This window comes from Stenotrophomonas sp. SMYL8, assembly GCF_036320065.1.
Classification (GTDB): domain Bacteria; phylum Pseudomonadota; class Gammaproteobacteria; order Xanthomonadales; family Xanthomonadaceae; genus Stenotrophomonas; species Stenotrophomonas maltophilia_A.
The window spans coordinates 126,837-150,213 of record NZ_JAWIRR010000006.1 but is presented as its reverse complement, the minus strand read 5'-3'; the positions used below and the strand labels follow the sequence as shown (position 1 = coordinate 150,213).

Annotated in this window: 22 protein-coding genes; 15 read left to right on the top strand and 7 right to left on the bottom strand. The window is 67.5% G+C overall.

What is annotated here, in order from left to right; translation table 11 throughout:
• The first annotated feature begins 196 nt into the window (after positions 1 to 196).
• From V3B25_RS07855 to V3B25_RS07805, 11 genes are all read left to right on the top strand, one after another.
• On the top strand, positions 197 to 601 hold the full coding sequence (locus tag V3B25_RS07855; protein ID WP_049422712.1) for a hypothetical protein: 405 nt from the start codon (positions 197 to 199) through the stop codon (positions 599 to 601).
• A gap of 151 nt (positions 602 to 752) precedes the next feature.
• A complete protein-coding gene (locus tag V3B25_RS07850; protein WP_049422711.1) occupies positions 753 to 3,041 on the top strand; it encodes a TonB-dependent siderophore receptor in 2,289 nt (762 codons plus the stop codon).
• Between the two features lie 68 nt (positions 3,042 to 3,109).
• Positions 3,110 to 3,829, top strand: coding sequence for a tetratricopeptide repeat protein (locus V3B25_RS07845; protein ID WP_049422710.1), 720 nt, complete (start codon positions 3,110 to 3,112; stop codon positions 3,827 to 3,829).
• Positions 3,830 to 3,839: 10 nt separating this feature from the next.
• Complete coding sequence (locus V3B25_RS07840; protein WP_049422709.1) at positions 3,840 to 4,517, top strand: Fe2+-dependent dioxygenase; 678 nt, start codon at positions 3,840 to 3,842, stop codon at positions 4,515 to 4,517.
• A gap of 164 nt (positions 4,518 to 4,681) precedes the next feature.
• Positions 4,682 to 5,083, top strand: a complete 402-nt coding sequence (locus tag V3B25_RS07835; RefSeq protein ID WP_049463139.1) for a hypothetical protein — start codon at positions 4,682 to 4,684, stop codon at positions 5,081 to 5,083.
• 146 nt (positions 5,084 to 5,229) lie between these two features.
• The gene (locus V3B25_RS07830) at positions 5,230 to 7,650 is read left to right on the top strand and encodes a TonB-dependent receptor (protein ID WP_329810418.1); all 2,421 of its coding nucleotides are present in this window, start codon (positions 5,230 to 5,232) and stop codon (positions 7,648 to 7,650) included.
• A gap of 210 nt (positions 7,651 to 7,860) precedes the next feature.
• Positions 7,861 to 8,499 (top strand): PepSY-associated TM helix domain-containing protein, encoded by a 639-nt coding sequence (locus V3B25_RS07825; protein ID WP_049422706.1) that lies wholly within the window; start codon positions 7,861 to 7,863, stop codon positions 8,497 to 8,499.
• A gap of 26 nt (positions 8,500 to 8,525) precedes the next feature.
• Complete coding sequence (locus V3B25_RS07820) at positions 8,526 to 9,044, top strand: DUF2271 domain-containing protein (protein WP_004147429.1); 519 nt, start codon at positions 8,526 to 8,528, stop codon at positions 9,042 to 9,044.
• A gap of 76 nt (positions 9,045 to 9,120) precedes the next feature.
• Positions 9,121 to 9,924 (top strand): DUF4198 domain-containing protein, encoded by an 804-nt coding sequence (locus V3B25_RS07815; RefSeq protein ID WP_049422705.1) that lies wholly within the window; start codon positions 9,121 to 9,123, stop codon positions 9,922 to 9,924.
• Positions 9,925 to 9,979: 55 nt separating this feature from the next.
• Entirely contained in the window at positions 9,980 to 10,951 is a 972-nt protein-coding gene (locus V3B25_RS07810; RefSeq protein ID WP_049422786.1) for an FAD:protein FMN transferase, read from the top strand.
• Positions 10,948 to 12,552: a sulfite reductase subunit alpha gene (locus V3B25_RS07805; protein WP_329810417.1), complete on the top strand. Its 1,605-nt coding sequence runs from the start codon at positions 10,948 to 10,950 to the stop codon at positions 12,550 to 12,552. The genes V3B25_RS07810 and V3B25_RS07805 overlap by 4 nt, the downstream gene beginning before the upstream one ends.
• Positions 12,553 to 12,792: 240 nt before the next feature.
• On the opposite strand, the gene V3B25_RS07800 is transcribed toward V3B25_RS07805, so the two are convergent.
• The 4 genes from V3B25_RS07800 to V3B25_RS07785 form a co-directional block, all read right to left on the bottom strand.
• On the bottom strand, positions 12,793 to 13,401 hold the full coding sequence (locus V3B25_RS07800; protein WP_329810416.1) for a HutD family protein: 609 nt from the start codon (positions 13,399 to 13,401) through the stop codon (positions 12,793 to 12,795).
• Between the two features lie 34 nt (positions 13,402 to 13,435).
• Entirely contained in the window at positions 13,436 to 14,161 is a 726-nt protein-coding gene (locus V3B25_RS07795; RefSeq protein ID WP_004147404.1) for a murein L,D-transpeptidase catalytic domain family protein, read from the bottom strand.
• A gap of 17 nt (positions 14,162 to 14,178) precedes the next feature.
• Positions 14,179 to 15,264 carry a L,D-transpeptidase gene (locus tag V3B25_RS07790; RefSeq protein WP_049422701.1) on the bottom strand — a complete coding sequence of 362 codons (1,086 nt, stop codon included), beginning with the start codon at positions 15,262 to 15,264 and terminating at the stop codon, positions 14,179 to 14,181.
• Between the two features lie 352 nt (positions 15,265 to 15,616).
• Positions 15,617 to 15,943 (bottom strand): helix-hairpin-helix domain-containing protein, encoded by a 327-nt coding sequence (locus V3B25_RS07785; protein ID WP_049422785.1) that lies wholly within the window; start codon positions 15,941 to 15,943, stop codon positions 15,617 to 15,619.
• 199 nt (positions 15,944 to 16,142) lie between these two features.
• On the opposite strand from V3B25_RS07785, the gene V3B25_RS07780 reads away from it, so the two are divergent.
• From V3B25_RS07780 to murU, 4 genes are all read left to right on the top strand, one after another.
• Complete coding sequence (locus V3B25_RS07780; RefSeq protein ID WP_049422700.1) at positions 16,143 to 17,636, top strand: M20 family metallopeptidase; 1,494 nt, start codon at positions 16,143 to 16,145, stop codon at positions 17,634 to 17,636.
• Between the two features lie 70 nt (positions 17,637 to 17,706).
• The gene (locus tag V3B25_RS07775; RefSeq protein ID WP_049398791.1) at positions 17,707 to 17,976 is read left to right on the top strand and encodes a GlsB/YeaQ/YmgE family stress response membrane protein; all 270 of its coding nucleotides are present in this window, start codon (positions 17,707 to 17,709) and stop codon (positions 17,974 to 17,976) included.
• Between the two features lie 64 nt (positions 17,977 to 18,040).
• The gene (locus V3B25_RS07770; protein WP_049422699.1) at positions 18,041 to 19,066 is read left to right on the top strand and encodes a phosphotransferase; all 1,026 of its coding nucleotides are present in this window, start codon (positions 18,041 to 18,043) and stop codon (positions 19,064 to 19,066) included.
• The gene (gene murU, locus V3B25_RS07765; RefSeq protein WP_049422698.1) at positions 19,063 to 19,773 is read left to right on the top strand and encodes an N-acetylmuramate alpha-1-phosphate uridylyltransferase MurU; all 711 of its coding nucleotides are present in this window, start codon (positions 19,063 to 19,065) and stop codon (positions 19,771 to 19,773) included. Before V3B25_RS07770 ends, murU begins: the two co-directional genes overlap by 4 nt.
• Before the next feature lie 520 nt (positions 19,774 to 20,293).
• Here the strand turns inward: murU and hda are convergent.
• Genes hda through V3B25_RS07750 form a run of 3 tightly spaced genes read right to left on the bottom strand, consistent with a single transcriptional unit; the run spans position 20,294 to position 23,306 of the window.
• Entirely contained in the window at positions 20,294 to 21,001 is a 708-nt protein-coding gene (hda, locus tag V3B25_RS07760; RefSeq protein ID WP_049421529.1) for a DnaA regulatory inactivator Hda, read from the bottom strand.
• Positions 21,001 to 22,170 (bottom strand): AI-2E family transporter, encoded by a 1,170-nt coding sequence (locus V3B25_RS07755; protein WP_032130360.1) that lies wholly within the window; start codon positions 22,168 to 22,170, stop codon positions 21,001 to 21,003. Before V3B25_RS07755 ends, hda begins: the two co-directional genes overlap by 1 nt.
• Complete coding sequence (locus tag V3B25_RS07750; RefSeq protein ID WP_032130361.1) at positions 22,167 to 23,306, bottom strand: DUF2066 domain-containing protein; 1,140 nt, start codon at positions 23,304 to 23,306, stop codon at positions 22,167 to 22,169. Before V3B25_RS07750 ends, V3B25_RS07755 begins: the two co-directional genes overlap by 4 nt.
• Positions 23,307 to 23,377: the final 71 nt, after the last annotated feature.

Here is a 23,377-nt window from a genome sequence, read left to right as displayed (position 1 = left end):
GCGCGGCCCGGAGAGATCTCCCAAGGGGCGCCCCCGCGAGAGCATCCACCCATGGGGTGGATCTACCGGAAGGCCATGAGAGCCTTCCCAGGGCGTCTCCGGGCCGCCTCGAGGGCCGGCCACGCCCCGCATATGCGAATCATTATCGTTGATGTTATTCTACGTAACATCTTCGTAACGAATCGCCCTCCGCGCCATGGCTTCGCCCGCGCCTACTGCCACGCTGCGCCAGCTCGCCCGTCAAGGGTGGCCGCTGCTCGTGGCCGCGCTGCTGGCGCTGTTGCTGGGCTGGTCGGCACTGCACGAAGGACGCGGCAACGGACCTGCTGCCCACGGCTGGCAGGCACACGCTGAAGATCTGCAGCAGGTCATGCCGATGCCGGCCCCGCCGGCGGACGAGTGCCCGCACCATGCGGCGCCAGCACCGGAGCCGCCGCTGGATGACGAGGGCACCACGCCCTGTACCGGACTGGCTCCCCCGCGCGCCGCTCTGGTCGCGCATGTTCCGCTGTGGCATTCCGACGCCCTGCGCTGGCAGCTGTACGATCCCGCATTGCGGTTGAACCCCGGCCACGCGCCGCCCGCACCGCACGCCAGCTGAGGCGCCCTGCGGCCGTTGCCGTGCGCCTGAGGTCGTTCACCGCGTAGCCGGCCATCGGCTCAGCGCTACAGAAACAGCTTTCTACGTGCCGTCGCGCTGTCTACGCTTCGGCCCTCGCCCTTTCCTGATCCAAGCCACCGCCACCCAGACCATGACCCACATCACGTCCCGCAAGCACGCCCCGCGCGTTTCCCTGCTCGCTACCGCCACCCTGGCCGCCGGCTTCGCACCGCTGGCCGCACACGCCGCCGACAGTGCCGACGCGGCCTCCCGCAAGGCCACCGACCTGGACAAGGTGCAGGTGCGCGGCAGCTGGTTCAATCCGTCTTCGCCGAAGTTCACCGCCGAGCTGCTGGACACCCCGAAGTCGGTGTCGATCGTGTCGGAGAAACTGATCGCCGAAACGGGTGCAACCAACCTGCAGGATGCGCTGCGCATGGTCCCGGGCATCACCTTCGGTGCCGGCGAAGGCGGCAATCCGACCGGCGACCGCCCCTTCATCCGTGGCTTTGATTCGCAGAGCAACATCTTCGTCGATGGCCTGCGCGACGTCGGCTCGCAGACCCGCGAAATCTTCGACCTGGAGCAGGTGGAAGTGGTCAAGGGCCCGAGTTCGGCCTACGGTGGCCGTGATTCCGGTGGTGGCAGCCTGAACCTGGTGAGCAAGACGCCGAAGCTGAAGAACGAGACCAGCGCCAGCATGGGCATCGGTACCGACAGCTACGCGCGCGGCACCGTGGACGCCAACTACGTGCTGGGCGATGGTACCGCCGCCCGCCTGAACCTGATGAAGCACGAGTCGGACATCGCCGGCCGTGACGCTGCCAATGTCAGCCGCTGGGGCATCGCACCGTCGATCGCGTTCGGCCTGAACGGCCCGGCGCAGCTGATCGCCAGCCACTACCACATGCAGAGCGATGACCTGCCGGATGCGGGTGGTTTCCCGTACGGCAACCCGAACGGTGCGCCGGCCTCGAAGTGGGTCGACGGCCGCCCGATGGTACCGGATCGCAACAACTACTACGGTCTGGTCGATCGTGATTTCCAGCGCACCCGCGCCGACATCAGCACCCTGGACGCCAGCTACGATTTCGGCGGCCACAAACTGCGCAACATTGCGCGCCTGGGCAACACCAGCAACGACTACCTGTGGACCCAACCGGACGACAGCCAGGGCAACCCGAACAACTACGGCACCTTGTGGCGCCGTACCAACAGCCGCGCCGTCGACGTCAAGAGCTTCGCCGACCAGCTGGGCCTGACCGGCGCCTTCCAGACCGGTGCGCTCAAGCACAGCTACAGCGCCGGCGTCGAGTACAGCGACGAGAAGATGACCCGTGGCAGCTATCTGATGACCCCGGGCACCAGCAACCCGCTGACCGGCAACAGCAAGTGCCCGACCACCGGCGCGGCCACCGGCTACAACTGCACCAGCTTCGCCAACCCGAACCCGAACGATCCGTGGGCGGCTACCCACTCGGTGTACCGCAGCGACAAGGCGCTGGACGTCGAGCAGCGCACCAAGACCAAGTCGGCCTACCTGTTCGATACCATCGAGCTCAACGCACAGTGGAGCTTCAATGTCGGCCTGCGCTACGACGACTACAGCACCACTCTGACCACCCCGGTGGCTGGCAAGGCACCGACCCGCGTGCGCAATGACAATGACTTCCTGAACTACCAGGCTGGTGTCGTCTTCAAGCCGCTGGAGAACGGCAGCATCTACCTGTCGTGGGGCACCTCCTCGACCCCGCCGGGCATGGACGGCGGTGACGGTTCGGACGGCCTGAGTGCTGCCGTGGCCGACCTCAAGCCGCAGGACACCAAGAACCTCGAACTGGGCACCAAGTGGGACCTGTTCGACAAGCGCCTGAACCTGACCGCCGCGATCTTCCACACCGTGATGAACAACGCGCGTGTGACCATCGACAACGGCACCAGCCAGAACGCCGGCAAGAAGGAGATCAATGGCTTCGAGCTGGGCTTCAATGGCCAGTTGACCGATGCCTGGAGCCTGTACGGCGGCTACACCTACCTGGATTCGGAACTGAAGGACAACGGCTTCGTCTGCGCCGTGTCCGGCCGCACCTGCCCGTCCAACGTCTACGTGCCGTCGCCGAACAACGGCAACGTGTTCCCGAACACCGCCAAGCACAGCGCCAACCTGTGGACCACCTACCGCTTCCCGATCGGCCTGACCATCGGCGCCGGTGCGTTCTACTCGGACAAACAGTACGGTGACGTCGCCAACACCAAGTGGATTGCCAGCTACACCCGCTTCGACGCGATGGCCAGCTACGCGATCCAGGACAACATCAGCCTGCAGCTCAACGTGCAGAACCTGACCGACAAGACCTACTTCACCAAGGCCTATGCCTCGCACTACGCGAGCATCGCGCCAGGTCGCTCGGCCACCCTGGCACTGAACGTGAAGTTCTGATGTAACTTCGCTCCACCACGGCGGCAGGGTCTCCTGCCGCCGTTTTTGTTTCCGGCGATACTCACCCCATGGTTACCCGCACTCCCATCGACAGCGACGCCCTGGCCGAGCTGCTGCAGCACGATCCGCAGGCCGCGTTCGCACGCGTGCGCGACGCTGCGCAGGCCGGACAGGTCGAGGCACAACTGCTGCTCGCGCAGATGCACATGGAAGGCAAAGGCACCGCACAGGACGCCTCGGCGGCACTGCTCTGGTATGAAACCGCCGCCAACAACGGCGCGCCGATGGCGATGAACATGCTTGGCCGCTGCCATGAACTGGGCCAGGGCACCGCCCCCGACCCGACACTCGCCGCGGTGTGGTACCGGCGCGCAGCCGACACCGGCCTGGACTGGGGCCTGTACAACCTGGCCAACCTGCTGGCCACCGGCCGCGGCGTGACCCAGGACCGCACGCAGGCACTGGCCCTGTACACCCGCGCCGCGCACCAGGGCCACGCCAAATCGATGAACCTGCTGGCCCGCCACCTCGAAGACGGGCTGGACACCGCGCCCGATCCGCAGGCGGCGCTCGCCTGGTACCGGCGCGCGGCTGAAGCCGGTGATTTCCGCGGCCAGGCCAACTACGCCTCCGTCCTGCTGCAGGCTGGCCAGGTCGAGCAGGCCGTGCATTGGCTGCGGCTCGCTCTGGCACACGGCAGCCCGGCGTTCATGGCGCACATCGTGCCGGAACTGGCCGCGTCGCCGCATCCGCAGGTGCGCGCCCTGGTCGCACCGCCGTCCCTCTGAGGAGCCCCGCATGCTGCTGCACATCCCCGACATTCTCAGCGCCGACCAGGTGGCCGAATTTCGCCGCCGACTGGATGCCGCCGACTGGACCGATGGCCGCGAGACGGTCGGCCATCTGGGCGCGCAGGCCAAGCACAACCAGCAGCTGCCCGAGGCCTCGTCGCTGCGCCGCGAACTGGGCGAGATCATCCTCGTCGCGCTGGCCCGGCACCCGCTGTTCTTCAGCGCCGCGCTGCCACTGAAATACCTGCCGCCGCGCTTCAACCGCTACAGCGGCGGCGGCACCTATGGCTTCCATGTCGATGGCGCAGTGATGAACCTGGCCAACGGCGAACAGCTGCGTTCGGACATTTCCTGCACCCTGTTCCTGTCCGCGCCCGAGGAGTACGAGGGCGGCGAGCTGATCATCAGCGACACCTACGGAGAGCACGAGGTAAAGCTGCCGGCGGGCGACCTGATCGTGTATCCGTCCAGCAGCCTGCACAAGGTCAACCCGGTCACCCGCGGTGCGCGCGTGGCCTCGTTCTTCTGGGTACAGAGCATGATCCGCGACGATGTGCAGCGCCGCCTGCTGTGGGAAATGGATGGCTCGATCGAGCGACTGCGGCAGACCGGCGGTGACGCCGAGGCGGTGCTGCAGCTGACCGGCGTGTACCACAACCTGCTGCGACGCTGGAGCGAAGTCTGAGCCCCATCCGGCCGACCCTCGACAATTTGGCAATCATTCTCATTTGCAACAGCTAACAGCTCTCATTACAATCACGCCCCGTTGATGCCGGCCGCTGCCGGCAGACCCCTGGGGACCCCTGCTTGCTGCGCCCGCTTCGCCCTCGCCCACTCATCCATCGCAAGATGGGCACCGCCATGCGCGGCCAGCGTCCTGCGCTGGCCAGTCTGCTGGCGTGGGTGGCGATGCTGGCTTTGCTGCTGGGCACCCTGCCGCTGCTGCCACACGGCCAGGCCGGAATGGCCGTGCAGATGCCGCTGGAAGAGCGCGGTGGCGAAGCGTCCCCGCAGGAAGAAGCACCGGCCAAACTGCGCCGCTGTGCTGCCGCCCCGGTGAAATCGGCCGAGAAGGCGCGCCCGCCGCTGCTGCTGGCCAGCCAATGGCTGCGCACCGAGCTTGAACTCGTACCCGCCACGCCGGCCATGCCCGGCGTGCGCCCGGACTGGCCGCTGGCCGCTCCGGACACGCCCTGGGCCGACGCGCCCGGGCGCCGCCAGCAACGCGGCCAGGCGCCGCCGCTCGCCTGATTCACGGCCCCGCGTGACCGCCTGCGCGGTCGTGCCCGCACGCCGCTGCCTGCTTCATCCCTGCCGCCCCTGACCGGGCCTCCCCGTGCATGCCGCGCCGTTCGCGCCTGGCATTGCACCACCCTGCATCCTTCGAGGTTACTGCCATGGCCCAGCGCCATCGTGTCCGTTCGTCCCTGTCCCGTACCCTGCTGACCAGCGCCGTGCTGGCAGCCATGACCGCCCCTGCCTTCGCCCACGGTGACGCTTCCGGCGCGCCACAGACGCTGGACAAGGTGGTGGTCACCGCCTCCGGCTTTGAGCAGAAGGTGGTCGATGCACCCGCCAGCATCAGCGTGGTCAGCCGCGAAGAACTCAGCAAGCGCCCGTACACCAATCTGGTCGACGCGCTGCGCGACGTTGAAGGCATCGACGTCGGTCTGGAAGCCAGCGACAAGAACGGCCGTGCCACCATCTCGATGCGCGGCCTGCCCTCCGAGTACACCCTGGTGCTGATCGACGGCCGCCGCCAGAGCAATGTCGGCCAGCTGTATCCGAACAACTTCGGCGGTGGCCAGTTCGCCTACCTGCCGCCGCTGGATGCCATCGAGCGCATTGAAGTGGTGCGCGGCCCGATGTCCACGTTGTACGGCTCGGATGCAATGGGCGGCGTGATCAACATCATCACCCGTCGCAACCAGGACAGCTGGCACGGCGCGCTCACCCAGGGCTTCACCGTGCAGCAGGACGATCAGTTCGGCGATGCACGCACCACCGACGTCTACCTCAGCGGCCCGCTGGTCAAGGACCGTCTCGGCCTGGCAGTACGCGGCAGCTACTACGACGCCAAGGCCTCCAATCCGGAGTGGGATGCACTGACCCTGCCGGACGGCAGCCTGTGGGAGCGCAGCATCGGCTTCGGTGGCGGCGGCAAGTCGGTGGCCAACACCAACTGGAACACCGGTGTGCGGCTGAACTTCCACGTCAACGATGACCACGAACTGTGGCTGGACTACGACGTGTCGCGACAGAAGTACGACAACAGCGAGGGCCAGACCGGCACCCTCGACAGCCTGGCCAGCCTGTGGCGCGTCGGTAACGCGGTCATCCCCAACCCGAACGGCAGCGGCACCGTCACCCGCCGCGTGGTGCAGCCGCGCGTGGGCTACACCGCCTACCAGCGCTACGAGCGCGACCAGTTGTCGCTGACCCACCAGGGACGTTACAGCTTCGGTACCTGGCAGACCTCGCTGACCCACAGCAAGAGCAGCAACCTGGGCCGCTCGCTGCCGCTGACCCTGGACGAACGCGCCAACCTGCAGACACTGTGGAACGACGTCTGCCGCCGCACCGGCGGCGCCAACAACTGCGCGGCCGGCCGCGGCAATGCACTGGCCGCCCTCAACCCAAGTGAAATGGCACGCCTGCAGGCATTCCTGCCGCGTCCGCTGCGCACCATGGAGCTGGAAGGCTACGTGCTCGACACCATGCTCGACCTCGACTTCGGCGCGCACAAGCTGACCGTCGGCGGCCAGTACAACGACACCGACATGATCGACGGCGTGTTCGGCATGGATGGCGCCGGCTACCGCAGCAACACCAAGCAGAAGCACCGCATGTGGGCGCTGTTCGCCGAGGACAACTGGTCGCTGACCGACACCCTCACCGCCACCTTCGGGCTGCGCTACGACGATCACAACGTGTTCGGCAGCCATGTCAGCCCGCGCGGCTACCTGGTGTGGAACGCAACTGACGCCTGGACCTTCAAGGGTGGCGTCAGCACCGGCTACAAGACCCCGCGACCGGATCAGCTGTTCCCGGGCATCACCGGCTTCGGTGGCCAGGGCGTGCTGCCGCTGGTGGGTTCGCCGAACCTGAAGCCTGAAACCAGCACCAACTACGAGCTGGCCGCGTACTACGAAGGCCAGCGCTGGGGCTTCAATGTCACCGGCTTCTTCAACAAGTTCGAAGACAAGATCGCCAGCGGCGGCACGTTCCCGAACTGCGAAGTGGCCCGCGCCGGCAGCGGTTACTGCGTGGACATCGGCCCAGGCTGGGCAGCACTGGGCTACAGCACCTTCACCCAGAGCGTGAACATCGACAAGGCCGAGACCCGCGGTGCGGAACTGGCCGGCCACGTCGACCTGCTCGACACCCTGCAGCTGCGCGGCAACTACACCTGGACCAAGAGCGAACAGACCAGCGGCCCCGACAAGGGGCGCCCGATCTCTGGCACCACGCCGGCAAAGCACATGGCCAACGCCAGCCTCAACTGGCAGATCAACGAAGCGATCAGCCTGTCGCTGATCGGCGAAGGCCGCTACGACCGCTATCGCGACACCCTCATCGACAGTGCCGGCGCCCGCCACGTGCGCTATTACGAGGACTACACGATCTTCCATCTCGGTGGCAGCTGGAAGGCCACGCCGTGGCTGACGGTCAACGCGCGGGTCAACAACCTGTTCGACAAGGACTTCGTTTCGCAGTCGTGCCTGCTGCTCAATCCCAGCGAGTTCAGCTGCGTGGACGACTACGCGACCAAGGACCAGCGCCGCAGCTACTGGATTTCGTTGAACGCGAAGTTCTGATCTCTGCGCCCTGCCCTGGCGGGTGCCGACCTTGGTCGGCACCGCTCCATCCACGCATGGCGTGGATCTACTGATCCGCGGGATTGCCGGCCAGTCGGTAGTGCCGGCCGCTGGCCGGCAATTCCCCCCAGGGATACAGAACGACACGCAATTGCGAGCTATTCTCATCAATGATGTAATGGGCAGTCCCCGTCCGCCTCGAACCGTGCCGTGAGCCGTCCTGCCTCTTCCACCGTGCAGCAGCAACAGAACCGTGGCTTCTGGCTGCGGACGCTGCACCAGTGGCACTGGATCAGCTCGGCGGTCTGCCTGATCGGCATGCTGCTGTTCGCGGTGACCGGCCTGACCCTCAACCATGCCGCGAAGATCGAGGCCAAGCCCGAGGTGCAGAACCAGCATCTGGAACTGCCGGCCGCGCTGCTGGGCCAGCTGGGCACGCGCGAGAACGGCAACGCGCCGATTCCGCGCCCGGCCCGGCAATGGCTGGACACGCAGCTGGGCATCGCCATCGGCGGGCGCCCGGCCGAGTGGTCGGCTGAAGAGATCTACCTGTCACTGCCACGCCCGGGTGGCGACGCCTGGCTGAGCATCGATCGCGCGACCGGCGCGGTGGAGTACGAATCAACCTCGCGCGGCGCGGTGTCCTACCTCAACGACCTGCACAAGGGCCGCAACGCGGGCCCAGCGTGGGGCTGGTTCCTGGACCTGTTCGCCGTGGCCTGCCTGGTGTTCTGCATCACCGGCCTGTTCCTGCTTCACCTGCATGCACGTCAGCGGCGCATGACCTGGCCGCTGGTCGGCCTCGGCCTGATGATCCCGCTGCTGATCGCCCTGCTGCTGATCCACTGACTTTCCTTCGTTTCCGGAGCCGCCCCATGCGCGTCACCCTGACCATCGCCCTCAGCGGCCTGCTGGCCACCTCGCCGGCCTATGCCACCACCCTCGACATCAACGTCGAAGTGCCCAAGCTCAACGTGGCCGAGTACCACCGCCCGTACGTGGCGGTGTGGCTGGAAGGCGCCGACCAGAAGGTCGCGGCCAACCTGTCGGTCTGGTACCAGCAGACCAGCAACAGCGAAGGCCACGGCACCAAGTGGCTGCCGGACCTGCGCCAGTGGTGGCGCAAGAGCGGCCGCACCCTGCAGGTGCCGGTGGACGGCGTGACCGGCCCGACCCGCCCGGCCGGCAAGCACGCGCTGTCGTTCAACGACAAGCAGCCGGCGCTGAAGCAGCTGGCCCCGGGCAACTACACCCTGGTGGTGGAAGCGGTGCGCGAAGTCGGCGGCCGCGAGCTGCTGAAGATCCCCTTCACCTGGCCGGCCACCGCCGCACAGAACGGCAAGGCGCAGGGCGCCACCGAACTGGGCCAGGTCACCCTCGCCGTCAAACCCTGAAAAGGGGACGGAGGGGATTAAGTCGTAATTCCCCTCCCCTCGCCGCACCACCCTGCATCCACCTGGAGTCTTCCGCATGAAGCGCACGCTCGTCCTCGCCGCCGCTCTGGCCGCTGCCCTTCCCTTCTCCGCCCTGGCCCACAAGGCCTGGCTGCTGCCCTCGCAGACCGTGATCGCCGGCAACGCGCCGTGGATCACCGTCGACGGTGCGGTCTCCAACGACCTGTTCTATTTCAACCACGTGCCGCTGCGCCTGGAGTCGCTGGTGATCACCGCGCCGGACGGCAGCACCGTGCAGCCGCAGAACGCGTCCACCGGCAAGTACCGCAGCGTGTTCGATGTCGAGCTGAAGCAGCCGGGCACCTACCGCATCGCGTCGGTCAATGACGGCCTGTTCGCCACCTACGAGCAGAACGGCGAGCGCAAGCGCTGGCGCGGCAGCGTGGCTACCTTCGGCGAACTGCCCAAGGATGCGAAGAAGCTGGAAGTGAGCCAGTCGGTCGGCCGCGTGGAGACCTTCGTCACCAACGGCGCCCCGAACGACACCGCGCTGAAGCCGACCAACCGTGGCATCGAGCTGGTCGCCGTCGGCCACCCGAACGATCTGTTCGCCGGCGAGGAAGCCACCTTCCGCGTGCTGATCGACGGCAAGCCGACCGCCGGCCTGGAGTTCGAGATCGTGCGTGGCGCCACCCGCTACCGCAACGCGCAGGACGAGCTGAAGGTCACCAGCGATGCCAAGGGTGAGATCAAGGTGACCTGGCCGGAAGCCGGCATGTACTGGCTGGAGACCGGCACCGAAGACAACAAGACCTCGGTGAAGCAGGCCGCCAAGCGCCGCCTGAGCTACGTCGCCACGCTGGAAGTGCTGCCGCAGTAATGACGTGGACCGCGATGCCGGGCACGCCCCGGCATCGCGCCTGCAGCACACCACCATGACCGATCCCCTGCTCGACATCGCCCGCCTCGGTGGCACCACCATGGGCACCACCTGGAGCGTGTCGCTGGTCGCGTCGCGCCAGCGCGACCTGCACCCGCTGCATGCTGGCATCCAGGCGCGGCTGGACGAGGTGGTCGCGCAGATGAGCACCTGGGAGCGTGGTTCGGATCTGAGCCGCTACAACCGCGCCGACGCCGGCCAATGGTGCGTGCTGCCGGCCGAAACCCGTCACGTTCTGGTCTGCGCACAGGCCATCGCTTCCGCCAGTGGCGGCGCCTTCGATCCCACCATCGGTCCGCTGGTTGCACTGTGGGGCTTCGGGGCACATGCCGGTGAACGCCGCCAGCCCGACGACGCTACCCTGCAGGCCACGCGTGATCGCTGCGGTTGGCAGCGCCTGCAGTTGCAGGACGATGCGCTGCTGCAACCGGGTGGATTGGAACTGGATCTCTCTGCGATCGCCAAGGGCTTCGGCGTCGATCACGTGGCCGCCTGGTTGCGTGGACAAGGCATCACTGCCGCGCTGATCGAAGTCGGCGGCGAACTGGCCGGCTACGGCCGCAAACCGGACGGCCAGCCGTGGCGCGTACTGGTGGAATCCGCACCGGAAGAAGACGCGCACACCGATACCCCGCCACGGGTACTGGCGCTGGACGGCAAGGCGGTGGCCACCTCCGGCGATCGCTGGCACCAGTATCAGGCCGATGGCGAGGCCTACAGTCACAGCCTGGACCCGCGCTCCGGCAGACCGGTGCGGCAGGTTGCCGCGGCAGTAACCGTGGTGGCCGACGACGCCATGCACGCCGATGCCTGGGCCACCGCACTGACCGTACTCGGTCGCGAACAGGGCATGGCACTGGCCGAGCGCGAAGGACTGGCTGCGCGCTACCTGCAGCGTGCGGCAGACGGCCCACAGGAATTTCTCAGCAGCGCCTTCCAGCGCCTGCTCGACGAGCAGGACGCATGAGCGCACATCCATCGCGCGCCTGGCTCGGCAACGCACTGGTTCTGCTCCTGCTGGCAGCGATCGGCTGGGCACTGCTTCGCCTGCATCTCGGCGAAGCGTGGTGGCGGGGCGCACCACCGGCGCGGCAGTCGCAGATCGCGGTGCTCGCCACGGTGCTGTATGCGCTGGCCTGCGCGGCACTGTGGTGGCGTGGGCGCCCGCGCGACGACGCCGCAACCGGAGACACCGCGCCCATCCTGCTGGTCTGGTCCAGCCAGACCGGCTTCGCCCGCGAACTGGCCGAACGCAGCGCCGAGGCCCTGCGCGGTGCCAGCGTGCCAGTGCGCGTGCGCGGGCTGCATGAGGTGGATGCAGCACTGCTGGCTTCCAGCCAACGCGCGCTGTTCATTACCAGCACCACCGGCGAAGGCGATCCACCCGACCACGCCCTGCCGTTCCTGCGCGGGGTGATGGCCACCCCGCCCCCGCTACAGCACCTGCACTACGGGGTGCTCGCGCTGGGCGACCGCAGCTATGGCCACTTCTGCGGATTCGGCCACCAGCTGGACACTTGGCTGCGCCAACACGGCGCGCATCCGCTGTTCGATGCGATCGAGGTCGACAACGCCGATCCGGCAGCACTGCGTCATTGGCAACAGTTGCTGGGACAACTCGGCGGTAACGCCAGCGAACTGCCCGACTGGAGTCCGGCCGAGTACCAGCCGTGGACGCTGCTGCAACGCGAGCATTTGAACCCGGGCAGCCCCGGTGGTCCGGTGTACTGGTTGCGCCTGCAGCCCCCGGCCGATGCAGTTGCGCAGTGGCAGGCCGGTGACATCGCCGAGATCGGCCCGCAGCACGCATCGCACACCGTGCGTGCCTGGCTGGATGCACAACGCTTCGACGCGGACACCGTGCTGGATGATGGGCAGACGTTGCTGGCCCGTGTCGCGCGCTCGCACCTGCCCTCATTGGTTCCCCCGGGTGATCTGCCTGCCTTGCTGGCGACCCTGCAACCGCTGCCGCATCGCGAGTATTCCATCGCCTCGGTCATGGCCGACGGTGCGGTTGAGCTGCTGCTGCGCCGCCAGCTGCGCGCTGACGGTACACCCGGCATCGGCAGCGGCTGGCTGTGCGACCACGCTGCCATCGGCGAACCGATACAGCTGCGTCTGCGCCGCAACGACAATTTCCACGGCTTGGCCGCCGACGTGCCGCTGCTGCTGATCGGCAACGGCACCGGCATCGCCGGCCTGCGCGCGCATCTGCACGAACGCGTACGCAGTGGCGCATGCCGCACCTGGCTGCTGTTCGGTGAGCGCACCGCCGCGCATGACTTCCACTTCGGTGAAGAACTGCAGGCGATGCTGGCCGACGGCACGCTGGTGCGGTTGGATGCAGTGTTCAGCCGCGATGGCGGTGCGCACCGCTATGTGCAGGACCGGCTGCTGGCCGAAGCGGCAACGCTGCGCCAATGGGTGGATGAAGGCGCCACGATCCTGGTCTGCGGCAGCCTGCAGGGCATGGCCCCGGCGGTCGATGCAGTGATCGAGCAGGTGCTGGGTACCGCGGGCAAGGAAGCGCTGTTGCTGGCCGGTCGTTACCGGCGCGATGTGTATTGAGGCCGCCGCATCCACGCATGGCGTGGATGTACTGCTCCACTTCGGCGGATGCGAATCGCCTTCTGGTGGGTGCGAACCGATTCCTGGTGGGTGCGAACCTTGGTTCGCACCATGACGCGGTATCGGCGGCCGCATCCACGCATGGCGTGGATCTACTGAACGGTGTGTCCAGACATGGTGGCAACCGCATTTGCAGTAGATCCACGCCATGCGTGGATAGCGCCCACCGGCGCCCAGGAATCATCCCGCCGCTGCACTGACCCGTATCGCCAGCAATTCGCCACCGCCCTGCACCGCATGACGCTGCCGTTCACCGGCCGCCAACCACGCAGTGTCTCCCGCCTGCAACGCCGGCAGGCCGCTATCTGCACCGAACTCCGCCTGACCGGCCAGCAGATACAGCGCCCAGGCCACGCCCGGTTCGCAGAAGAAGAACATCGTGCCCACCAGCGGCCGGTGCAGCAGTTCGGCCTGCAGCAGCTCGCGCTTCCACATCAGGTTGAAGTCGTGGGTGGTGCCATCGACCAGTTCGCCGTGCAGCGCTTCCTCACCGGCAAAACGCACGCGTCCGTGCGGCGGCAGGACCTCGGCCACACGGCCATCCTCGAAACGCAGGCGCACGCCATTGCCCTGCAGCAGCACCAGCTCGCGCTCCACGCCGGGGAAGGCGGAGAACGCGGCATCCTGCTCGATCTCGGCCACCGACAGGCGTAGCGCCCAGTCATCACCCTGCGCCGGCAGTCGCAGGATCTCGCGGGTCCAGCCCAGGCCGTTGCGCCAGCGTTCGCGGCGATAGTCCAGGCGGGAGATCACCTGGCTCGGAGTGTGCAACAGGGAGTCGATGTTCATCGGCGCATTGCATCATGCCGCGCGCCGTCATGCATCACCGCGTGGCGAGCGTGCCCTGGCCACCACACTCACCGCCCAGCAGCTGCGAGTGCTTCAGCCAGTCCTGGTCGGGGTAGTAGGCGAACACCATCGTGCCGCCACGCAATGCGTCGATCAGCGGCTTGGCCACCGACAGGCGCACCGCAGGGCAGCCCAGGCTGCGACCGAGCCGCCCCTGCAGCTGCGCAGTTGCCGGATTCACATAGGGCGCGCCGTGGATGACGATGGCGCGTTCGCGCGCGCGGTCGTTGAAGCCCGGTTCCAGCCCGGCCAGGCGCAGCGAGTACCCATTGCCGCCCATGTAGGTCTCCTGCGCGGTGAACGCGCCAAGACTGGACATGAAGCTGCCATCGCGGTTGGAGAAGTGTTCGGTGCGGTTCTCACCGCTGTTGCGGCCATGCGCCACCCATTCCTCGAACAGCAGGCGCTGGTGGGCCAGGTCGAACACCCACAGGCGCGGCTCGGTGGACGGCCGCGAATAATCGATCACGCTGAGGCGATCACCATTGATGCCCAGCTCCGGCCGCTGCAGCGCGCAGCGCATGGCGTGCGCCGCCAGCTGCAATACGTGGCGGTCGGCCTTGGGCGCACTACGCGACAGCAAGGCAGCCAGATCATCGGCGCTGGTGGCAAGGGCGGGCGTCTGTGCCAGCGCCGGAGCGCTGGCCGAGGTCGCCAGCAGGCCGAACGCGGCCAGCCGGCACAGGCGGGATGCAGTCATGGGCACAACGAGGGGACTCAGTTGCCCTTGAGGGTGGACCCTGGCGGCTCGGATTCCAAGACCGGCTGCATTCCGGATTCAGCCGGGCTTGGGCGGACCGCCGGCAGCGAGGTCACCAGCAGGGTCGTGCCCGGTACCAGCACCTGGTACAGCTGACGGGCGAAATCGGGAGGCAACGCCATCGGCAGCGAGGGCGTGGCCAGCAGGTCCGGGGTGGCCTGGGCACGGTCCTGGCCCAGCAGCGGATAGGCCGTCCACTGGTGCAGGCGCTGGTTCGCGTCCAGCGGGCTGGGCGTATCGCTGTAGCCCTGCCCCATCACGAACAGGGTGGTGCCCTGGAACGCCGGCAGGGCGTCGGCCTTCAGCGGCGACTCGCCGATCATCACGCCATCGCGCAGCACGTACAGGCGCTGGTCGTGCAGACTGACCAGGATGCCGACCTGCCCGGCCGGCGCCGCGGCGTCATCCCACCAGGCCTGCGCCGGGGCCCCACCCTCGGTTTCCGGAAGGGCCTGGCCGCGCGCGTTGACCGGTGCCAGCACCGACGGATAGGCCAGGGTCATCGGCGAGCTCTTGGCATCGGCCACGACCACGGTGTCGCCACGCTGGGTTTCACTGAACAGCTTCTGCGCGAAGGCCTGCGGCAGGCGCACGCAGCCATGCGAGGCCGGATGACCGGGCAGGCTGCCGCCATGCAGGGCGATGCCGTCCCAGGTCAGCCGCTGCATGTAGGGCATCGGCGCGCTGTTGTAGAGGTTGGACTTGTGGTCCTTGTCCTTCTGCAGGATGGTGAACACGCCGGTCGGCGTCTCATGCCCGGCCTTGCCCGAGCTGATCGTGGTCAGGCCGATGGCAATGCCGTTGCGGTACACGTACGCGCGCTGCTCATCGAGGCTGACCACCAGCACGATCGGGCCGGTCGGTGAAATTTCCGGATGCCACAGGTATTCGCCCGGCTTGAGGTCGGTCGGTCCGCGCACTTCGGCGGTGCTGGCTGCGGCAGCGGCAGGCTTGGCGGCCGGCGTCGGCGCAGCGGCATGGGCCAGCAGCGGCAGGGCCAGTGCAAGGGCGAGCATCAGGGTAGTGGGGCGGTGCAGAAGCATCCAGCGGGGGTCCTTTCCATGCGGTGCGGCCACCGTACACCATCGACCCGTGGTGGCCGCGGCAAAACCAGGCGCCGGAAATGAAACTGCCCGGCGACACAGCCATGTGTCGTACCGGGCAATCGTTACGTCCTTGTCGGCCTGCTGCCGCCCCCTCGCATCCTGCGCTGTGGGGGTAGCGTTGCATCCTGCACGCGGCCGCGTCTGTCCTGTTTGTATCTCAGCCCCTTCCACAGGTCTGTGATGCCACCATCCTGGTGATTGGTGCCGCGTCCTGCGGCGGTCGGTGGTCACGGCCTTCCTGTCCGTGTCCGGTGAACCAGCCTCCTGCCGGTTCCGACGATTCCTGCTGTCAGCGCCTGGGTACGGTTCGCACCGGTACCGATCCGGGTACCGGATCCGCCGGCAACAACCTGTTGCCTACGGTGATCCGCTGTCGATTCCGTTCGACGATCGCTTTCCCTATCCCCTTCACCTGCGTCAGGTCCTCGACGCGATGAAACGGGCCGTGTCTGCGCCGGTGCTCGACGATCGCCTCGGCCTTGGTGGCTCCGACCATCGTCAATCCCTGCTGCAGCGCCTGGGCATCGGCGCGGTTGATGTCGATCGGTTCGGCGGCATGCGCCCCAGCGATCCCCACTACCAGCACCAGTGCCCTCAACACGACAAACCAAGGCACGACGTGTATCTCCCTGTGATTCTGGCCGCCCCGACCGGCGATCCCGTCGGCAGGAACAGTGTCCGTCACCACATGTGCACAGCCTATCGGTTTCCCGGATTTCCGTAAGCCAGCCAAATACCCGACGTGATGTAGGAAAAACCCTACCCTCGGCACAGGCGTAGAATGCGCGGATCAGCCCATGCAACCGGAGTTTCAGATGGACAGCGCCAAGCTCGGCCAATTCGTCAATGACAAGTGGGACAGCGAAATCGTCCCGCAGTTGGTCGACTACATCCGCATTCCCAACAAGTCGCCGATGTTCGACGCCAATTGGGTGCAGAACGGCTACATGGAACAGGCGGTCACCCTGATGGAGAACTGGGCCAAGGCCCAGGAACTGCCCGGCCTGAAGGTTGAAGTGGTGCGCCTGGAAGGCCGTACCCCGCTGATCTTCCTGGAAATTCCCGCCACCGGCGCCGAGACCGGCGACGACACCATCCTGCTCTACGGCCACCTCGACAAGCAGCCGGAAATGACCGGCTGGGATGACGACCTCGGCCCGTGGACCCCGGTCCTGCGCGGCGACAAGCTGTACGGCCGCGGCGGTGCGGACGACGGCTACGCCATCTTCGGCTCGCTGGCCGCAGTACTGGCGCTGCAGGCCCAGGGCCTGCCGCACGCCCGCTGCGTGGTGCTGATCGAAGCCTGTGAAGAGTCGGGTAGCTATGACCTGCCGGCCTACGTCGACCACCTGGCCGACCGCATCGGCAAGCCGTCGCTGGTGGTCTGCCTGGATTCGGGCTGCGCCAACTACGACCAGCTGTGGTGCACCACCTCGCTGCGCGGCCTGACCGGCGGCAACTTCACCGTGAAGGTGCTCAACGAAGGCGTGCACTCCGGTGATGCGTCCGGCGTGGTGCCGTCCAGCTTCCGCCTGCTGCGCCAACTGCTGTCGCGCATCGAGGACCAGGACACCGGTCGCATCCTGATCGACGGCATGAACGTTGAGATCCCGGCCGAGCGCCAGGAACAGGCCAAGCGTGCCGCCGAAGTGGTCGATACCGAGATCTTCGAGAAGTTCCCGATGGTCGACGGCCTGCGCCCGATGAACGAGGACCTGACCGAACTGGTGCTCAACCGCACCTGGCGCCCGGCGCTGTCGGTCACCGGCGTGGGTGGCATGCCGGCGCTGGAATCGGCGGGCAACGTGCTGCGCCCGCAGACCTCGGTGAAGCTGTCGCTGCGCCTGCCGCCGACCGCCGACGGCAAGACCTGCGGCGAACTGCTGAAGGAAGCGCTGCTGCGCGATCCGCCGAACGGCGCCCACGTCACCCTGGACCTGGAAAAGGCCTCCACTGGCTGGAACGCCCCGGCCATGGCGCCGTGGCTGACCCAGGCCATCGACGACGCCAGCCAGGCCTTCTTCGGCAAGCCGGCCATGTACATGGGTGAAGGCGGCTCGATCCCGTTCATGGGCATGCTGGGTGAGAAGTTCCCGGGCGCCCAGTTCATGATCACCGGCGTGCTCGGTCCGCACTCCAATGCACACGGCCCGAACGAGTTCCTGCACATTCCGATGGGCAAGAAGGTCACCGCCTGCGTGTCCAAGGTGATCAGCGAGCACTACGCCGCCAGCCTGCGCGGCGAGACCAGCGGTTCGCCGGTGGCTGCCGACAGTGGCACCCGCCACGGCGACCACGGCTGCTGCTGAATCCGGCACACCGTGACGGACGCAGCCTGGCCTTGCTAGGCTGCGTCCACCCTTGGTGGAAATCGCGCGCATGAATGGTCTGTTCGGCAGCAGCAGCTGGCTCTACATCATCCTGGTCGGCTTCTTCGTCGGCCTGCTCGGGCGATTCTTCATGCCCGGCAACAACCGCATGGGCTGCCTGCTGACCATCGTGCTGGGCATCATCGGCGCGCTGCTGGCCGGGTGGTTCGGCCAGTACATGGGCTGGTACGCCCCCGGTGAGCCGGCCGGCTTCCTCGGTGCTGTGCTGGGCGCGGTGGCCGTGCTTGCCGTCCTGCGTCTGTTCAGCGGTCGCCGCTGATCCCGCACCCTCTTCCCTTCCTGTTCCCGACGTAGGCGCGCCCGGCGCGCCCGGATATGCCTGCATGACCGAACCCGCCTCCGATCCCCAGCGCAGCGCGCAGCGCCTGCAGTGGGCCCGTACCCAGCTCGATGATTCCAGTGCGGTAGTCGAACGCGCCTCGGTCGATGCCGGCATGCGCAGCTACTGGCGCACCACCGGCACGCGCGGCAGCCACATCGTGATGGATGCCCCGCCGGGGCTGGAAGATCCGCGCCCGTGGCTGCGCATGCGCGGCCTGCTGGATGACAACGGCCTGCGTGTGCCCGCGCTGCTGGCACAGGATCTGGATGCCGGCTTCCTGCTGCTGGAAGATCTCGGCGGCCCGACCCTGGCGAAGATCCTCGACGAGCGCAACGCCGATGAATGGTTCGGCAGTTCGATCGAACAGCTGCTGCGCCTGCAGGCGATCCCGGTGCCGGCCGACTTCGGCCAGTTCGGCGAAGCACTGCTGCAGCGCGATGCCGGCCTGTTCGACGAATGGTTCCTGCAGCGCCACCTGAACCTGGAACTGGACTGCGGCGAGATTGAAGGGCTGCAGCTGGTGCACCGCCGCTTGATGGACAACGCGCTGGGCCAGGCCCAGCTGATGACCCATCGCGACTACATGCCGCGCAATCTGATGCCGGTCGAGAATGGTCCGGCAGTGCTGGATTTCCAGGACCTGGTGCGCGGCCCGATCGCCTACGATGCGATGAGCTTGTTCAAGGACGCGTTCCTGAGCTGGCCGCTGCAGCGTGTGGACGAGTGGCTGGCGCAGTATCACGAGCGCGCCCGCAACGCCGGCCTGCCGGTGCCCGACCGCGCCACCTTCCTGCGCGATGCCGACTGGATGGGCATCCAGCGCCACGTGAAGATCCTCGGCCTGTTCTGCCGCCTGCGCTATCGCGACAACAAGGGCCATTACCTCGACGACGCGCCGCGCTTCATCACCTATCTGGATGAAGTGCTGCCGCGCTACCGCGAGCTGGCACCGCTGCAGCAGCTGCTGGAACACCGCATCAAGCCGGCGCTGGCCGACCTGGCCGCACCGATGCGCGTGGCCCGATGAAGGCGCTGGTCTTTGCTGCCGGCCTCGGCGAGCGCATGCGCCCGCTGACCCTGCACACGCCCAAGCCGCTGCTGGAAGTGGCCGGCAAACCGCTGATCGTCTGGCACCTGGAACGCCTGGCCGCACTCGGCGTGCGCGAGGTGGTGGTCAACACCGCATGGCTGGCCGAACAGTTTCCAGCGACGCTGGGCGATGGCAGCCAATGGGGCCTGCGCCTGCATTTCATGTACGAAGGGCAGACCCCGCTGGAAACCGGCGGCGGCATCCTCAATGCACTGCCGGTGCTGGGCGACGCCCCGTTCCTGGTGGTGAACGGCGACATCTGGACCGATTTCGATTTCGCCACGCTGCCGCGCGAGCCGCAGGGCCAGGCGCATCTGGTTCTGGTCGACAATCCGGCGCAGCACCCGCACGGTGACTACCGGCTAGACGCGCAGGGCGTGTTGCATCACGACCGCGAAGGCCCGTGCCTGACCTATGCCGGTATCGGCGTGTATCGCCCTTCCATCGTGGCCGACTGGCGCACGGTGATCGGTGATGCACCGGGCAGCGAGCGGCTGCCGCCGAAGTTCTCGGTGGTCCCGCTGCAGAAGCACTTCATGGCGCAGGGGTTGATGACCGGACAGCATCACCGTGGGCGCTGGACCGACGTCGGGACGGTGGATCGCCTGCGCGCGCTGGATGCGGAGTTGGCGGCGAACGGCTGAGCCCCTCGTGGCGGGTCGCTCAAATCAAAAGCCGTGCTTGGCCGGGGGGGGGGGGGGGGGGGGGGGGGGGGGGGGGTGGGTTCGCGGGGGACGCCGTGAACCCATCCATGGGGGCTTGGCCGCGGCATCCATGCCGCGGACACCCCCGCGAACCCACCCCGCCCGGCCTCTGACAGTTTCCGTGTGCGTCCAGCCACGGAAAAGAAAAAGAAAAGCAGAAGCGGACCGCTTCGCTGCGCTCGCTCGTCTGTGTCGACCAAGGTCGACACCTACCAAGCACGGAGCACATCTGATCCAAGGTCAATCCCAAGGCCACCGGCCAACTGTCGAAGGCGGGGTGGCTCAGGTTGCGGGGGCGTGAGCGCCATGGATGGCGCGACCGAGGCTACATGGACGTACTTGCGCCGTCCCCCGCAACCTGAGCCACCCCGCCTCCCCCAGGAAGCCAGCACTTGATTTTGACGTTGCTCTGGCTTGCAGCGGGTGCAGGGCAGCAGCCCTGCAAAGAAACACCCCAACCTCAGTAACGGGGCCGGCCTTCTTCCAGCACCTGGCGCAGGAACGGCACGGTGATCCGCCGCTTCGCCGCCAGCGACTCACGATCCAGCCAGTCCAGCAGGGTGATCAACCCACCCAGCTCGCGACCGGTGTGCGACAGCAGCCACTCGATCGAGGCCTCGTCGATCGCCAGCCCACGCCGCAGCGCGCGCTCACGCAGCACCGCTGCCCGTCCTTCCTCATCCAGCGGCTGCAGCAGCACACGCACGCACTGGCCCAGCCGCGAACGCAGATCGGGCAGTACCAGGCCCAGTTCTTCCGGCGCCTTCTGCGCCGTGTACAGCACGGTCACGCCCGCAGCGCGCGCGCGGTTGTGGAAATCGAACAGCGCGATCTCGTCCTCGCGGTTGCCGGCCACCTGGTCCAGGCCGTCCAGCGCCACCAGCTCGCGCGCCTCCAGCCCATCCAGCGCCGCGCGTACGCGGCCGGCGGCGCTGGCCAGCGGTACGTAGGTCGGCAGTCGCCCGGCCTGCTCGGCGCTGGAGCACATCGCCAGTGCCTGGTGGGTCTTGCCCGTGCCCGCCGCACCTTCCAGATAGACCCAATCGTGGCTGGCACCCACCGCGATCGCGCGCAGCTGCGCCAGCGCGCCGTCCGGCGCGCCGATGAAGGTCTCCAGGCGCTGGTCCCGCGGGTAATGCAGGGCCAGCGGCAGTTGCGGCACACCCATCACTTCAGGTCGGGGCCCTTGTCGTTCGGAATGATGATATGGGGGGCATCGACCACGCCATCAAGCACGATCGCCGGCTTCTCACCCACGTACAGCTCGCTCTGGCGATAACGCTGGTGCGCGTAGCGCAGCAGCACGTTGGTCACCGCTGCCACCGGCAGCGCCAGCAGCATGCCGAGGAAGCCGAACAACTGGCCGCCGGCCATCACCGCGAAGATCACTGCCACCGGGTGCAGGCCGATCTTGTCGCCGACAATCCGCGGGGTCAGCACGTAGCTTTCCAGCAGCTGGCCCACGGTGAACACCACGCCGACCAGGATCAGCAGCTTCAGGTCGAAGCCCTGTGCCTGCACCAGTGCGGCGACCACCGCCATCAGGATGCCGGTGGTCGCGCCCAGATAGGGAATGAAGCTGATCAGGCCGGCAATCAGGCCGATCAGCAGACCCAGCTTGAGGCCGACCAGCGACAGGCCGCCGGCATAGATCACGCCCAGCGCCAGCATCACCAGGAACTGACCGCGGATGAAGGCGCCCAGCACCTCGTTGGACTCACGCGCCAATGCGCTGATGGTGCCGATCTGGTTGCGCGGAATCACCGACGCCACGCGCTCGACCAGCTTGTCCCAGTCACGCAGGAAGTAGAACGCCAGGATCGGCAGCAGCAGGATGTTGACCACCCAGGTCACCATCGCAAAGCCCGAACGCGAGACGTAGCCCATGAACGTGGTGGCGAAGCCGCCGGCCTGCTGCCAGTGGCTGCGCACCCATTCGATCAGGCGGTCCGGGTCCAGCCACTGCATCACTTCCAGGCCGGTCTTCTGCTCGAACCAGGGAATGCCCTTTTCCATCAGCCACGCCTGTGCCTGCGGCGCGACCGCAATCAGGGTGGTGATCTGGCGCTCGATCATCGGCACCAGCACCAGCAGCAGCGCCACGATCACCAGCACCATCGCCGCGAATACCAGCACCACGCCGGTCATGCGCGAACGGCCGGTGGCCTCGATGCGGTCCACCAGCGGATCGCCCAGCCAGGCCAGCGCCAGCGCCAGCACGAACGGGGTCAGGATCGGCGCCAGCAACCACACCACCCAGCCGATCAGGCCGGCGAACAGGATGTACTTCAGGCGGCGCAGGAACTGCGCGATTTCCGCTTCCGGGGTCAGGTTCATCGCAGGCGGTACTCGTTGCTGACCGGCGCAGCGACCGGGGCACCGGTGGTGTCGTCGATCGGCGTCGGCAGGGCCGGCAGCGGTGCGCTCGGCACCAGCACGCCGTTGTCGCCCAGCATGCGGTTGAAGCCGGCCAGGCCGGTGGTCATCTCCAGGCTCAGCTCCAGCTGGCCGGCCGAAGCGTGCAGCGGGGTGACGTTGCGCACCACCGGCACCTCACGCAGGCCGGCAGCCAGGCGCAGGTAGTCGTCGGCACTGTTGATGCCGGTGACCACCACCCGATAGGTGCCGGCCTGGCCGACGGCCGCGCCGGCCTTGGCATAGCGCTTGACCAGCGCATCGGCGGCGCCGTCGGCACCGGCGGCCATCGCGCGCATGGCGTTGGCGTCCTTGCTGGTCCACTTGTTCAGCTCACGGCCGTTGTCGACGAACACCCAGTCCGCCTGCCAGCCGCCATTGGCGCGGTACAGCTTGCCGATCAGCTGCATCGGCGGCGAGTAGCGCGAAGAGGCACGGGCCACGGCGGCACTGTCCTGGCGCCAGATGGCACCGGCCAGCGCCTGTTCGGCGGCACCACCGCTGGGCAGGCCCAGCTTGTAGCCGCGCTCGATGGCGCGGTTCAGCAACGGGCGGGCGGCGTTGGCCTGCTGCACGCTCACCAGGCGCGGACCGCTGCCGTCATCGACGGCCAGCCACAGCACCGGCTTCGGCCGCGGCTGCGGCCACAGCGGCAGGCCCAGCGCCGACACCAGCGAATCGACATCGTCCTCGCGGAAGCGGGCCACCAGCAGGGTGCGGAAGCTGGGGGCGCCACTGGCGCTCACGCTCTGGTCCTGCTTGTAGTCGTAGCTGGCCACGTAATCCTTGGCATTGCGCAGCGCCTGCGCCACGCCAGGGCGCGACATCACGCTGCGATCGCCGGACAACTTGCCCAGTACAACGCTCAAGGCGCGGGCCAGCGCACCGTTGCGGTCGGCTTCGGCCTGGCTGTTGACGGGCACTTCGGCCTCGTACGCGCCAGTGGCGGTGGCAACATCACCCTCGGTGCGCAGGCCGCTCTGGGCCATCGTGGCCACCGGCAGGCTCAGCGCAAGGAGCAGGGTCAGAATCAGGCTGCGGCGCATCAGGACATCCATTGGCTCGACGTATCCGGGGGAATTGTTGCCCGAATACGGCCTTTGCGCCAATGCGGCCTGTTAAAATCGCC

What these genes read in the sequence shown, in the direction of transcription:
- V3B25_RS07830 (WP_329810418.1), top strand. Translation starts at nt 5,230, where the DNA reads ATGGCCCAGCGCCATCGTGTCCGTTCGTCCCTGTCCCGTACCCTGCTG.
- V3B25_RS07855 (WP_049422712.1), top strand. Translation starts at nt 197, where the DNA reads ATGGCTTCGCCCGCGCCTACTGCCACGCTGCGCCAGCTCGCCCGTCAA.
- V3B25_RS07790 (WP_049422701.1), bottom strand. Translation starts at nt 15,264, where the DNA reads ATGCTTCTGCACCGCCCCACTACCCTGATGCTCGCCCTTGCACTGGCC.
- V3B25_RS07810 (WP_049422786.1), top strand. Translation starts at nt 9,980, where the DNA reads ATGACCGATCCCCTGCTCGACATCGCCCGCCTCGGTGGCACCACCATG.
- V3B25_RS07840 (WP_049422709.1), top strand. Translation starts at nt 3,840, where the DNA reads ATGCTGCTGCACATCCCCGACATTCTCAGCGCCGACCAGGTGGCCGAA.
- V3B25_RS07770 (WP_049422699.1), top strand. Translation starts at nt 18,041, where the DNA reads ATGACCGAACCCGCCTCCGATCCCCAGCGCAGCGCGCAGCGCCTGCAG.
- V3B25_RS07845 (WP_049422710.1), top strand. Translation starts at nt 3,110, where the DNA reads ATGGTTACCCGCACTCCCATCGACAGCGACGCCCTGGCCGAGCTGCTG.
- V3B25_RS07850 (WP_049422711.1), top strand. Translation starts at nt 753, where the DNA reads ATGACCCACATCACGTCCCGCAAGCACGCCCCGCGCGTTTCCCTGCTC.
- V3B25_RS07780 (WP_049422700.1), top strand. Translation starts at nt 16,143, where the DNA reads ATGGACAGCGCCAAGCTCGGCCAATTCGTCAATGACAAGTGGGACAGC.
- V3B25_RS07755 (WP_032130360.1), bottom strand. Translation starts at nt 22,170, where the DNA reads ATGAACCTGACCCCGGAAGCGGAAATCGCGCAGTTCCTGCGCCGCCTG.
- V3B25_RS07820 (WP_004147429.1), top strand. Translation starts at nt 8,526, where the DNA reads ATGCGCGTCACCCTGACCATCGCCCTCAGCGGCCTGCTGGCCACCTCG.
- V3B25_RS07815 (WP_049422705.1), top strand. Translation starts at nt 9,121, where the DNA reads ATGAAGCGCACGCTCGTCCTCGCCGCCGCTCTGGCCGCTGCCCTTCCC.
- V3B25_RS07775 (WP_049398791.1), top strand. Translation starts at nt 17,707, where the DNA reads ATGAATGGTCTGTTCGGCAGCAGCAGCTGGCTCTACATCATCCTGGTC.
- V3B25_RS07835 (WP_049463139.1), top strand. Translation starts at nt 4,682, where the DNA reads ATGGGCACCGCCATGCGCGGCCAGCGTCCTGCGCTGGCCAGTCTGCTG.
- V3B25_RS07805 (WP_329810417.1), top strand. Translation starts at nt 10,948, where the DNA reads ATGAGCGCACATCCATCGCGCGCCTGGCTCGGCAACGCACTGGTTCTG.
- V3B25_RS07750 (WP_032130361.1), bottom strand. Translation starts at nt 23,306, where the DNA reads ATGGATGTCCTGATGCGCCGCAGCCTGATTCTGACCCTGCTCCTTGCG.
- V3B25_RS07800 (WP_329810416.1), bottom strand. Translation starts at nt 13,401, where the DNA reads ATGAACATCGACTCCCTGTTGCACACTCCGAGCCAGGTGATCTCCCGC.
- murU (WP_049422698.1), top strand. Translation starts at nt 19,063, where the DNA reads ATGAAGGCGCTGGTCTTTGCTGCCGGCCTCGGCGAGCGCATGCGCCCG.
- V3B25_RS07795 (WP_004147404.1), bottom strand. Translation starts at nt 14,161, where the DNA reads ATGACTGCATCCCGCCTGTGCCGGCTGGCCGCGTTCGGCCTGCTGGCG.
- hda (WP_049421529.1), bottom strand. Translation starts at nt 21,001, where the DNA reads ATGGGTGTGCCGCAACTGCCGCTGGCCCTGCATTACCCGCGGGACCAG.